The organism is Paracoccus isoporae, assembly GCF_900101865.1.
Lineage (GTDB): Bacteria > Pseudomonadota > Alphaproteobacteria > Rhodobacterales > Rhodobacteraceae > Paracoccus > Paracoccus isoporae.
The window spans coordinates 251,270-263,844 of record NZ_FNAH01000001.1; the positions used below are offsets into that span (position 1 = coordinate 251,270).

The window sequence follows — 12,575 nt, forward strand, 5'->3', positions numbered from 1 at the left end:
GCTGTGGCTATTCCGCGACTCAGCGCCGCCAGAAATCCGGCGTCAGCAGCGCCAGAATGGCCAGCGTTTCCAGCCGACCGACGATCATCGCCCCCGCCAGAACCAGCTTCGGCAGCGTCGCCAGACCAGACCACCCCTCCCACGGATTCGACGCGATCCCGGCGCTCGATTCGAAGCTGGGGGTCAGCGCGATCGTGCTGGCCAGCGGGCCGGTATTGGTCAGCGCCGAGACCGACAGCATCACGGCGGTGTCGAACTCGATCTGCCGGATCGAGACGAGCAGCACGGTCGCGGCAATGGACAGGGCAAACAGCATGAAGAAGATGAAGGCGAGATAGGCGCCCTCGCCCCTCAGCCGCCGATCCATCCGCCCGCCGCCGCCGACCGAGGTCGGGTGCACGATCCGCTCCAGCTCCCGCTCGCTCTGCCGGGCGAGCGCATAGACCCTGAGCAGCTTCACCCCGCCCGCGGTGGTGGCGACCCCGCCGCCCATGATCGCCAGACCCGCCAGCAGCAGCCCCGGCGATTCCAGCCCGGACCAGCTTCGCGCGCCCTGCCAGTCCACCGAATTCCAGCCCGTCGTGGTCAGGAAGGACAGCGCGTTGAACAGCCCGCCCCAGGCCGCCACGGCGGCATTCTGCAGGTTCAGCAACAGCCCCGCCGGTGCCGCCGCGCTGTTGCTCGCCTGTTCGAGATTGGCGAAGAAATGGCGCAGGAACAACACCAATGCGACCAGGATCACGACGCTGAAACCAAGCCGCAACTCGGGATCGCTGCGCAGGCTGTCGCTCGCCCGCAGTTCCGCCCCGCCCGGCCAGAACCGCCGCGACAGCGCCAGCAGCAGGAAGCCGAACACCACCATCTCACCCAGAACGCCCGAATGCGTCCCGGTGGCGCCGGAGACCGGAGAGATACCGGAGGTGGAGAGCGTCCCCATCGCCCGGCTCAGCGCGATCAGGCCGGGATCGCCCGCCAGCAGCAGGATGATCCACATCAACAAGGTGAAGCCGGCGTAATAGGGCATCACCTGGCCCAGCACCTTCAGCGCGCGCGAGGTGGGCGTGCCGCGATCGGCCATCGGGCTGACCCGGCCGTGGTGGCGCGCGGTGGTGGCGCTTTCGGGCAGCGGCTCGAATCGCTCGTCGCGGCCATAGGGCGAGGAGAGTATCTCGAACCCGCCCACCTTCAGCGGCGCCAGCACCGCCACTGCCGTCACAAGAATGAACAGCCCGCCCAGCCAACCGACCAGCGAGCGCCACAGATGCAGCGGCGGGGCCAGCATCTCGGCGGCGTAGAGCGTGGCGCCGGTTGTGGTCAGGCAGCTCACCATCTCCCACCAGGCGTTGAACATGCCGGTATCGGGCAGCGCCATGGCAAGCGGCAGGCCAAGCGCGACCGGCAACACCCCGAACACGCCCAGCATCGTCGCCAGCACCGACCGGCCATGCGGGCCCGGCGTGCGCCGCCCGTTCGTCGCCAGCCCCAGAAGCGTTGTCAGCACCAGCAACAGCGTGGCGCTGAACAGGAAGATGCGCGCGATCTCTCCCATCCCGAGCGCCGCCGCATAGGCCGAGGGCGCCAGCATCGCCGCCCCGGCAAAGCCGATCAGCAGCACGAACAGCGGCAGGCGGGCCAGCAGATCCATCAGAAGAAGTCGATGGCGACCTGCAACAGCCGCTCCACCTCGGGCACGTCATCGGTCAGCGCGAAGATGCAGACGATGTCGCCCTCCTCGATCCGCGTGTCTGGGTTGGGCTTCACGATGCGGTCCTGCTTCATCACCATGCCGATCAGCGCCCCTTCGGGCAGGTCGATGTCGCGGATCGTGCGGCCCGACATGGAGGAGGTCGGCAGCACCTGCGCCTCGATCACCTCGGCCTCGGCGTCCCCGATGGAATAGATGTCGCGCACCCGCCCGTGCCGCACATGGCGCAGGATGGTCGACACGGTGGTCGAGCGCGGGTTGATATAGGCGTCGATGTCCAGCGGGCCCATCAGCGGCACCAGCGTCGGGTCATTGACCAGGCTGACCACCAGCTTTGCCCCGGCCAGCTTGGCCCGCACGGCGGCCAGGATATTGACCTTGTCGTCATGGGTCAGCGTCAGCACCGCATCCGCCTTGCCGACCGCCGCTTCTTCGAGCAGTTCCGATGACAGGCCGTCACCATGCAGCACGATGGTCCGCTCAAGCGCGTCGGCGGCGAATTCGGCTCGGTCACGGTTATGCTCGATGATCTTGGTGCGGACCCGGTTGCGACCGGTCTCCAGCGTCTTGGCGACGGTCAGCCCGACATTGCCGCCGCCAATGATGATGACGCGCTCCGGCCGGGTGGTTTCCTTGCCGAAGATTTCCAGCGTGCGTTCCACGTCCTCGCGGTCGGTGAAGACATAGATCTGGTCGCCGGCGAAAAGCTGATCGTTGGATTCCGGCGCGAACAGCCTTCCGTCGCGGCGCACCCCGACCACGATGGCGCGCAGGCTGGAGAACAGGTCATTGAGCTGGCGCAGGGGCGTGTTCAGCGCCGGGCAATCCTCGTCCAGCACCAGCCCCAGCAGGCGCACGCGGCCATCGAGGAAATCCTCCGCCTCGAAGGTCTGGGGCGCGCGCAGACGGGACAGCGCCGCCTGGGCGACCTCGCGTTCCGGGCTGATGACCACGTCGATGGGCAGGTGATCGGTGCGGTAGAGATCGGAATAGATCGCATCCAGATAGGCCGAGCTGCGCAGCCGCGCGATCTTGCGCGGCACGCGGAATACCGAATGGGCCACCTGGCAGGTGACCATGTTCACCTCGTCCGAGTAAGTCGCGGCGATCAGCAGATCGGCATCGCGCGCGCCCGCCCGGTCGAGCACGTCGGGATGGCTGGCGAAACCTTCCACCCCCTGCACGTCAAGCGCCTCGGTCGCGCGGCGCACCAACTCGCCGTTATTGTCGATGACCGTCACGTCGTTGCGTTCGCCCGACAGGTGGCGCGCAATCTGCCAGCCGACCTGCCCCGCGCCGCAGATGATGATCTTCATGCCGACCCCTTCGCCTTTGCGCCAGCATTAGGCGCATGGGCGCGGACGGTCAATGAAACCTCAGCGTGCCGGGTTGGGTTTGGCGATCTCGTCGAGGTCTTCGCCGCCTTCCGGTTCAGGCATCCGGCGCGGCGCCGAAGGTGGCGGGTTGTCGCGATAGAGCAGCGAGTTGCCCTCGTGGAACAGATGCATCGCCTCGGGATCGGCGGTCAGCCGCACCGTGGTGTGGTTCAGCTTGTTATGGATACCCGGCAGCTTGGCGATGACCGGATCGGCTTCCAGCCCGGTGCCGAAATAGAGCAGCGTCACCTCGCCGAGCGCCTCGGTCAGATCGACCTCGCCCTCGAACAGGGCGGGCCCGTCGGTGATGCGCATATCCTCCGGGCGGACGCCGAGACTGACCGTCAGGCCCTCATCCTCGGGACCGGTCGGGATCGCCACCTCGCATTCGCCGCCGGCGTCGAGCCGCACCCGCGTCCGCGCCCCGGTGCCGGTGATCCGCCCCGGCAGCAGGTTCATCGCCGGGGAGCCGATGAACTGCGCGACGAATTCGTTCACCGGCCGCTCATAGAGTTCCAGCGGCGCGCCGACCTGCGCGATTCCGCCCCCCGCCAGCACCACGATGCGGTCGGCCAGCGTCATCGCCTCGGTCTGGTCATGGGTGACGTAGATCATCGTGCGGTCGGGCATCGATTCCTTGAGCTGCGCGATCTCGATCCGCGTGGCCACCCTCAGCGCGGCGTCGAGATTGGAAAGCGGCTCGTCGAACAGATACACCTTCGGGTCACGCACAATGGCCCGGCCGATGGCCACGCGCTGACGCTGCCCGCCCGACAGCGCCTTGGGCAGCCGGTCGAGATAGGGGGTCAGTTGCAGCATCTTGCCGGCGCGGTCGGTGGCCTGCTGGATCTGCTCCTTCGACTGGCCGGCGATCTTCAGCGCGAAGGCCATGTTGTCGCGCACCGTCATGTGCGGATAGAGCGCGTAGGACTGGAACACCATCGCGATGCCGCGCTGGCTGGGCGGGATGTCGTTCATCTGCTGGCCGTCGATTTCCAGCGTGCCGCCGGTGATCCGCTCCAGCCCGGCGATCATGCGCAGCAGGGTGGATTTGCCGCAGCCCGAGGGGCCGACAAATACGATGAACTCGCCCGACGTGATGTCGAGATCGATATTCCGAAGCACATTCACATCGCCATAGGATTTCGCGACATCGGTGAGTTTCAGATCTGCCATTACTCGCTCCCCTCCGGTTCAGCCCCGGCTATGCTTCTTGAATGTCGGATTGCCACGGACCCAGCCCGCCTGCCTCGCGGTCCGACAGGTTGATGCGCAGCGTGATTTGCGCATCCTCGGCCCGGCGTTCGATGGTCAGCACATCGCCATCCGCATGGATCTTCTGGGCGCCGGTTTGCAGCGCCTTGTGGCGATGACGCAGCGCAATCGCCCACCGGTAGTGGTTCAGCACTGATCCCGCACGGTGGTCCTGTTCGGACACCGCCAACGCCAGATGCTCGGACGGGATGGGCAGCCACGGCACCGCGGTCGAGAACCCGGCATGGGTGTTGGCATTCGCCTCCCACACCATCGGCGTGCGGCAGCCGTCCCGGCCCTTGAACTCCGGCCAGAACTCGATCCCGTAAGGATCCTGAAGCGCCTCATACGGTAAATCGGCCTCGGTCAGCCCAAGCTCCTCACCCTGATAGATGCAGACCGAGCCACGCATGAACATCATCACCGTGGCATAGGCGCAGACCGCCTGCTCGCCCAGGTTCCAGCGGGTCGCGTGGCGCATCACGTCATGATTCGAGAACGCCCAGCAGGGCCAGCCCCCCGGTGCCTTCTCCGCCACCTCAGCGAACACATCGACAATACGCTGCGCGGTCAGGTCGCTGCCTGACAGGAACTCGAAGGCATAAGACATATGCATGCGCGTGTCGCCGCGCGTGTATTCGCCCAGCAGTTCCAGCCCGCGCTGACTGTCGCCGATCTCGCCCACCGCGGCAGCCCCGTAAGGCTCCATCACCGCGCGCAGCTTTTCCAGGAAGGCCAGATTCTCCGGCCGCGACTTGTCGTAGAGGTGAAGCTGGTGGTTGTAGGGGTTCACCTTGGGCGCGGTCTGGTCGTTGCGCTCTTCCGGCGGCAGGGCCGGGTTGTCGCGCAGCTCGGCATCATGGGTGTAGAAATTGATCGTGTCGAGGCGGAACCCGTCCACGCCGCGGTCCAGCCAGAACCGCGCCACGTCCAGCAGAGCCTGCTGCACATCCGGGTTGTGAAAATTCAGATCCGGCTGCGCGGTCAGGAAGTTGTGCAGGAAATACTGTTCGCGCCGCGCATCCCATTGCCAGGCGGGCCCGCCGAAGATCGACAGCCAGTTATTGGGCGGCGTGCCATCGGGCTTGGGGTCGGACCAGACATACCAGTCGGCTTTCGGGTTGTCGCGGCTGGCCCGGCTTTCCACGAACCACGGATGCTGGTCGGAGCTGTGCGACAGCACCAGGTCGATCATCACCTTGAGGCCCAGATCATGCGCCCGCGCGATCAGCGCATCGAAATCCGCCATGTTGCCGAAGATCGGGTCAATGTCGCGGTAATCGCTGACATCATATCCGAAATCCTTCATCGGCGAGCGGAAGAAGGGCGAGATCCATACCGCATCGGCCCCGAGCGAGGCGATGTGATCCAGCCGCTCGGCGATGCCGCGCAGATCGCCCGTGCCGTCGCCCGTCGTGTCCTGGTAGCTGCGCGGATAGACCTGATAGATCACTGCGCCCTTCCACCAGTCCGGCGCCTTGTCGAGCATATTCATCATCCACCTTTTACCGAACCGGCCAGCAGGCCGCGGACCAGATATTTCTGCATTGCGAAGAACACCAGCAGCGGCACCGCGATCGAGATGAAGGCGGAGGTGGCCAGGATCTCCCAGTCGCCGCCGCGCGAGCCCATCAATTCGCGCAGCACCCCGGTCATCACCAGCTCGTCACGTGTGTTGCCCAGGAACACGGTCGCCACCAGCAGGTCATTCCAAACCCACAGGAACTGGAAGATCGCGAAGGAGGCGAGCGCCGGGAAGGACAGCGGCAGGATGATCTTGCGAAAGATCTGGAACTCCGTCGCGCCATCGACACGGGCCGATTCGATCACCTCGCGCGGCAGGCCGACCATGTAGTTGCGCAACAGATAGATCGCCAGCGGCAGGCCAAACCCGGTATGGGCCAGCCAGATGCCCAGATAGCCCTTGCCGATGCCGATCTCGTTATGCAGACGCAGAAGCGGAATCAGCGCCACCTGCAGCGGCACGACCAGCAGGCCGACCACCGCGGCGGTCAGCAGGGCGCGGCCCGGAAACTCCATCCAGGCGAGCGCATAGGCCGCGAAGGCCGCGATCAGGATCGGGATCACCGTGGCCGGGATCGTCACCGTCATCGTGTTCATGAAGGCCCGCCCGATCCCTTGGGCATTCAGCACGCGAGAGTAGTTTTCGGTCGTAAAGCTGGGCGGGCTCTCGGTGATGACGAAGATCCGTTCGCCACGCCGCATCTCGAAGGGCGCGGTCGATTCCATCCGGTACTGGCCATCCTCGGTCACGGTCAGCGTCGCGCCATCCACATCGGTTGACTCGCCCGGTGCGAAGGCACCGGGATCGCGCGCGCTTGTGCCCCATGCGGACAGGGACTGCCCCTCGCCCACAAGATCGCCCTCAAGCACGTAAAGATCGCCGTCCTGGACCTGATCCTCGGCCGCGCCCGTGCGCACGAAGCTGCTCTGCTCCTGCGAGGTCATGGATTTCCACCAGCCGGTGGTGGAAATCTGGTCGCGGTCGCGGAAGGACGACACCAGCAGCCCCGCAGTCGGGATCGTCCACAGCACCACCAGCAGCAGCGCCGCGATATTGACCGCCCAGGTGAGCGATGATTTCTGTCCGGCCATCCCGTCCATCAGCGCATCTCCTTGCGGACATTGCGGATGTTCCAGATCATGATCGGCAGCACCAGGACCATCAGGACGATGGCGATGGCCGATCCGCGCCCGTAATCCGGCGTGCCGCGGAACATCCAGTCATACATGAGGTTGGCGAGCACCTGCGTGCCCCACTGGCCGTTGGTCATCACGAAGACGATGTCGAAGACCTTCAGCACGGTGATGGTGATCGTGGTCCACACCACCGCGATCGTGCCCATGATCTGCGGCACCTTGATCTTGAAGAAGATCTGCCAGGGGCTCGCGCCATCCAGCACCGCCGCCTCGATGGTCTCCTCGGGGATACCGCGAAGCGCGGCCGACAGGATCACCATGGCAAACCCGGTCTGGATCCAGACCAGCACGATCATCAGGAAGAAATTGTTCCAGGGCTGCAGGCTCAGCCAGGTCTGCGGATTGCCGCCGAGCGCCTGCACGATGGCGTTGAGCAACCCGATCTGCTCGGCCCCGGCCTCGCGGTATTCATAGATCAGCTTCCAGATCACGCCCGCGCCGACGAAGGAGATCGCCATCGGCATGAAGATCAGCGACTTGCCGAAATTGCCCCAGCGGATGCGGTCGGTCAGTTGCGCCGCGATCAGCCCGAACAGCGTCGACAGCGCCGGCACCACCAGAAGCCACAGGAAATTGTTGATCATCGATTCCTGAAACTTGGAATCCCCGATCAGCCAGCCGTAATTGTCCCCGCCCACGAACCGGCTGCTCGACGCGTTCATCAGCGACAGCCAGACCGAGTTCAGCACCGGATAGACCAGGTAAATGCCCAGAAACAGGATCGCCGGGCCCAGGAACAGCCAGGGGCGGACCATGCCGGCGCGGCGGATATTCGCCCCCGCATTCGGCCCGCGCGGCGGCAGGATCGAATCCAGCACATAGTTCGATCCCCAGAACCACGCCACGCAGCCGAGCACACCGATCGCGATGGTGCTGACCGCAAGCAGGAATAATTCCATGACTGTCCCCCCTTACTGCCTGCGGACCGGCCCGGTTCCGGGCCGGTCCGAACCGGATTTACTGCAACGTGTCCCAGGTGCTCTGGATGGCGTTGGCGGAATCCTCGGCCGATTGCCCGCCGACGAAATCGACCATGCCGGTCCAGAACGCACCGGCCCCGATTGCGCCCGGCATCAGGTCCGAGCCGTCAAAGCGGAACGTCGTCGCGTTCAGCAGGATGTCGCCCATGCGCTTGAGCGTGTCGTCGCCATAGACATCGGTATTGACGCCGGTATGCGGGGTCAGGAAGCCGGTCTGCGCCATCCAGATTTCCTGCGCGATCGGGGTCTGCAGGAATTCGATGAACGCCATCGCCGCCTCGTTGTCGGTCAGCACCGAGAACAGCGTGCCGCCGCCCAGAACGGGCTGACCCAGATCAACCTCGCTGAAGGCGGGGAAATAGAAGAAATCGACATCCTCGCCGATCATCGTGCCTTCGGGGAAGAAGGTCGGGATGAAGCTGGCCTGACGGTGCAGGTAGCAATTCGGCGGGAACTCGAACAATCCGGCCGGGCTTTCCCGGAAATCCGTCGCCGCGACCGAGCCGACGCCGCCGGCCACGAAATCGCCGTTCTTGGCGAACCAGCCGAATTCGTCGATGGCCTCGATCACCTTCGGGTCGTTGAATTTCAGCTCGTTGGTGGTCCAGGCGTCGTAATCTTCGGGCGAGTTGATGCGCAGCATCAGATCCTCGACCCAGTCGGTCGCGGGCCAGCCGGTGGCACCGCCCGAACCCAGCCCGATGCACCACGGCGTCTCGCCATCTTCGGCAATCTGCTCGGTCAGCGTCTTCAGGTCTTCCAGCGTCTCGGGCACCTCGTAACCGGCGTCCTCGAAGTTCTCCGGCACATACCAGACCAGCGATTTCACGTCGGCCTTGTAGGGGAAGGCGTAAAGCTGCTCTTCGCCCTCGGGACCGGCATAGGTCACGAGATCGGCCCAGCTTTCACCGGCGGCATAGTTATCCACGATCCACTGGCGCATCTCGTCGGGAAGCGGCTTGAGCTGACCTTTCGCCGCCAGCCCGGCGGCCAGACCGGGCTGCGGGAACACCGCGACATCGGGCGGAGAGCCGGCTTCGCTGTCGATCACGATCTGCTGCTCGAAACTGTCGGAGCCGTTATATTCGACCTCCGCGCCGGTCGCCTCCTCGAAATACGGGATCACCGATTCGAACAGCTCCTGGTCTCCACCCAGCCAGGGGCCAAGGATATTGAAGCGCTGCCCCTCCAACCCGGAATGCGCGGCACCGAATTCCTCAAGGCTGGCCCAGTTGAAACGCTCGTCTTCGCCGGGCTCGAAGATGAGCTGTGCCTGTGCCGCGGTCGCCGTGAGCGCTATCATCGCGGCGGAATTGATCAGAATGCGTTTCAACTTTTCCTCCCATGTTCAGACAGACCCGTGACCGGGCTTGTCCCAGCATCAACGCGAAAAAACACTAATGTCAAACACTCACCTCCCCGCGCGCCCATGCAGCGACGGCGGGGCCGGGGCACGCCGCATGGAACCATGTTGTTCTCGCATCGGTTTTCCGACGGGCGCACCGGCAAACGGCCGTGACGTCAGCCAAGAAAAATCTGCCGCCGGTCAGCCGCGGCACGCCACAGGAGAGCTTACGCTACGTCTCGTTCGCTTGAGTGCGCCGGGGGATTTAACTACCGTCCCGGCATATATTTGCCTGTTGCGTTAACCCAGTCGAAGCGTTTCCGATCATGACAAGCAGCCTGGTTTCCGCCACCCTTCTCGCAGCACTTGCGCGCCACGCACATCTCCCCTCCGACATCGTGCTGAAGATCGCAGCTTTGCGCTGCCGCACGCAGCACTATCGCGATGGCGACACCATCCTGTCTGCTGGCCAAGCAAATACCGACTGCCGTTTGATCGCGAGGGGAATGGCCAAGCGCGTCCACCACCTGCCGCGCGGCCACCGCAGAACTGTGGTCAGCGCCTTAAATGTTCCGGGCGAGATTGTCGATCTGGGCGGGTTTGTGATCGCGCAGAACCGGCAGGACATCGTCGCCTGCGGCCCGACCACGGTGGAGTTGATCGCGCATGAGGATATCGAGCGCCTGGTAGGGGACGATCCGCGGCTGGCCCATGTGCTGATGAGCCTGACCTCGCGCGACACCACGATCAGCCGGCAATGGCAGGTGGCGGCGGCGACGCTGAACGGGGCCGCACATGTCGGCCATCTTTTGTGCGAGTTGAACCTGCGCCTGTCGGCTGCAGGGGAGGCGCGCGACAACCGCTTTCACCTGCCGGTGAAACAGCGCGACCTGGGCGATGTGCTTGGATATTCGCCGGTTCATATCAACCGGGCCGTGCGGCAGTTGCGCGAGGCCGGGTTCGTGGAATGGCGCGGCCCGCATGTCCGGCTGCTCGACCCCGAGGGGCTGGCGCGATTTGCCAGGTTCGACCCCGCCTATCTGCGGGTGACGGCAGTGGCCGCTGGTGCAATGGCCGCCTGACCGGCGGCGCGGCGCAGCATCAAGGGGCGCGGTTCCGCCGGTGCTGCCATGACGATTTCTGGATGTCGCGACATCGCGTCGCCGCCGCAGAGGTGGTGCCGCTGAAGGGACTCGAACCCCCGACCCCATCATTACGAATGACGTGCTCTACCAGCTGAGCTACAGCGGCCCCGTCTGCGTGCCGCGCCGGATAGCAGGTTCCGGCGCGGGGGAAAAGACCTTTTCTGCCGGCAGAGCGACAGCGTCAGCCGCGCGATTTCGGCGGCTCGTCCAGTGGCTCGACATCCGGGCGCGGCGGCGGGGTGTCGCCGTCGCGGATTGCGCGGTCGCGGGCGCTTTGCCGGGCGGGCGGCAGCGATTCGTCGGATGGCAGATCGACATCGGGCCGGACCGGCGCAGGCTCCGCGTCGTCGATCTCGCGCGATGCGAGTTTGGTCGCATTCGACCGCGTCGCGGTCTTTTCAACCGGCACCGACGTGGCTGCCTTTGGTGTCGCTGCCACATCTGACTGGCGCGACTCCGCTGGCGCCGGCCGTGCGGTGGAGCCAACCGGCCTGGCATCCACGAAATCCGATTCGCGCGGCACGATGCCGGGCGCGACATCGGCCTGAACACTCTGCGCCGATCCGGCCCCGTTGGCGTGCTGCGCACTGCGCCCCTCCACCGCCTCGGCCGGATCAGCGTCCCGGCTGTCCTTCACCTCATCCGCCGTCCCGCTGTCCGGCCGACCGATCAGCAACGGCAGCAATTCCGCCCCGGACGTGGCGATCGCGGTAGAGCGTTTCTGCACCGGCTCCCGCCAGCTCAGCGTGTCGAAACCGCCGCAATTTTCGCAGACCGGCGCCCAGTCCTCGGCCACGGTCTCGCATTTGTCGCAGACCCATTGCGGCCCGCGCGAGGCATTCATCGCCTTGACCAGCCAGGCCCGGACCGCGGCATCGTCCCCGCCCGCGCCGCGCTCGATCGCGGCCATGATGGACAGGGTGCGCGTCGTCGGGTGTTTCTCGGCCAGATCGCCGAGCGCCCGCCTTGCGCCGGGAAAATCCTCATTCGCCAGTAGCAATTCGGCCCGCAGCAGCCGGGTCTCCTCGTCATCCGGGTTCTTGCGCATGAGCGATTCGAAACGCCGCAAACGCTGGTTCGGGGTCTCCTCCGGCTTCACCTCGGCAAAGGCCGCGGCCAGATCGGGGTGCGGCCGGACCGACCACGCCTTCTCCAGCAGCCGTTCCGCGTTGCGCGGATCCTTCTGCGCCAGATAGGACCGGGCTGCCAGCACCACCGCCGGGATCAGATCGGGCGACGCCTTCGCGGCAGAAATCGCCGCCTCCCGCGCCGAGACCGAGCTGCCGCCCGACAGCACGTCGCGTGCCTCCTGCAGGGCCAGCACGGCATCGCGGCGGATATGCACATCCTGCGGCAACTCGCCCTGCTTGCGCTTGTCCTTCAGCACACCGCGCGCGCCTTTCCAGTCGCCCTGCTTGGTCGACAATTCCAGCAGCGTGTTTTGCATGTCCGCGTTGCGCGGACGCAGCGCATATGCCTTCTGAGCCAGTTGCAGCGCCGTCTGGGTGTCGCCCGACGCCAGTTTCTGCTTCAGCAGGCCGCGCACCCCCACGAAACGGGTGCGGTCATCGTCCAGCATCTCGCGATAGACGGCTTCTGCGCGGGCATCGTCGCCTGCCACCTCGGCCGCCTGCGCCGACAGGAGCCGCGTGGCGCGGGGGTCGTCAAGATACTTGGACGCCCGCGTCGCCTGCTCCTGCGCCAGCTTTCCCTCGCCCGCCGCGACGGCCAGCAGGCCCTGCGACAGCGCCTCATACCCCTTCTCCCGCCGCGACCGGGCGAAGTAGCGATTGATCGCGGTCTCGTCGCCCATGATGAAACGCAGGAAGGCCCACAGGATCCCCAGCAGCTTGAACAGCGCCCAGACCGCCACCAGCAGAACCAGCAGCGCCACCACCGCCTGGATCGGGCCGAGCGTGTATTCGGTGCCCGCCAGCACCACCCGCACCCCGTCCGAAGTGGCAGACAGCGTGTTCAGCCCGACCGCCACGGCGAGAATGACGGCAAAGAACAGAAGGATCTTCAACAAGGACAGCAGCATATCGAACC

The 12,575-nt window shown here is 65.6% G+C and carries 9 protein-coding genes and 1 tRNA gene; 1 reads left to right on the forward strand and 9 read right to left on the reverse strand.

Annotated elements, in window-relative coordinates; translation table 11 throughout:
* Nucleotides 1-19 precede the first annotated feature (19 nt).
* From BLT73_RS01235 to BLT73_RS01265, 7 genes are read right to left on the reverse strand one after another with little or no spacing between them, the layout of a single operon-like run.
* Nucleotides 20-1,645, reverse strand: coding sequence for a TrkH family potassium uptake protein (locus BLT73_RS01235; RefSeq protein ID WP_090520140.1), 1,626 nt, complete (start codon nt 1,643-1,645; stop codon nt 20-22).
* Nucleotides 1,645-3,021: a Trk system potassium transporter TrkA gene (gene trkA / locus BLT73_RS01240; protein ID WP_090520141.1), complete on the reverse strand. Its 1,377-nt coding sequence runs from the start codon at nt 3,019-3,021 to the stop codon at nt 1,645-1,647. The genes BLT73_RS01235 and trkA overlap by 1 nt, the downstream gene beginning before the upstream one ends.
* A 60-nt stretch (nt 3,022-3,081) precedes the next feature.
* Entirely contained in the window at nt 3,082-4,257 is a 1,176-nt protein-coding gene (locus tag BLT73_RS01245; RefSeq protein WP_090520143.1) for an ABC transporter ATP-binding protein, read from the reverse strand.
* A gap of 28 nt (nt 4,258-4,285) precedes the next feature.
* Nucleotides 4,286-5,830 (reverse strand): alpha-amylase family glycosyl hydrolase, encoded by a 1,545-nt coding sequence (locus BLT73_RS01250; RefSeq protein WP_090520898.1) that lies wholly within the window; start codon nt 5,828-5,830, stop codon nt 4,286-4,288.
* The gene (locus BLT73_RS01255) at nt 5,830-6,960 is read right to left on the reverse strand and encodes a carbohydrate ABC transporter permease (protein ID WP_090520144.1); all 1,131 of its coding nucleotides are present in this window, start codon (nt 6,958-6,960) and stop codon (nt 5,830-5,832) included. Before BLT73_RS01255 ends, BLT73_RS01250 begins: the two co-directional genes overlap by 1 nt.
* Nucleotides 6,960-7,955, reverse strand: coding sequence for a carbohydrate ABC transporter permease (locus tag BLT73_RS01260; protein WP_090520146.1), 996 nt, complete (start codon nt 7,953-7,955; stop codon nt 6,960-6,962). Before BLT73_RS01260 ends, BLT73_RS01255 begins: the two co-directional genes overlap by 1 nt.
* A gap of 58 nt (nt 7,956-8,013) precedes the next feature.
* Complete coding sequence (locus tag BLT73_RS01265) at nt 8,014-9,339, reverse strand: ABC transporter substrate-binding protein (RefSeq protein WP_090520901.1); 1,326 nt, start codon at nt 9,337-9,339, stop codon at nt 8,014-8,016.
* A 548-nt stretch (nt 9,340-9,887) separates the two neighbouring features.
* Here BLT73_RS01265 and BLT73_RS01270 point away from each other — a divergent pair.
* Nucleotides 9,888-10,463 (forward strand): Crp/Fnr family transcriptional regulator, encoded by a 576-nt coding sequence (locus tag BLT73_RS01270; RefSeq protein ID WP_176804837.1) that lies wholly within the window; start codon nt 9,888-9,890, stop codon nt 10,461-10,463.
* A gap of 93 nt (nt 10,464-10,556) precedes the next feature.
* On the opposite strand, the gene BLT73_RS01275 is transcribed toward BLT73_RS01270, so the two are convergent.
* Nucleotides 10,557-10,632: transfer RNA gene (locus BLT73_RS01275), tRNA-Thr, on the reverse strand.
* A 75-nt stretch (nt 10,633-10,707) separates the two neighbouring features.
* On the reverse strand, nt 10,708-12,567 hold the full coding sequence (locus tag BLT73_RS01280; RefSeq protein ID WP_090520149.1) for a heme biosynthesis HemY N-terminal domain-containing protein: 1,860 nt from the start codon (nt 12,565-12,567) through the stop codon (nt 10,708-10,710).
* Nucleotides 12,568-12,575: the final 8 nt, after the last annotated feature.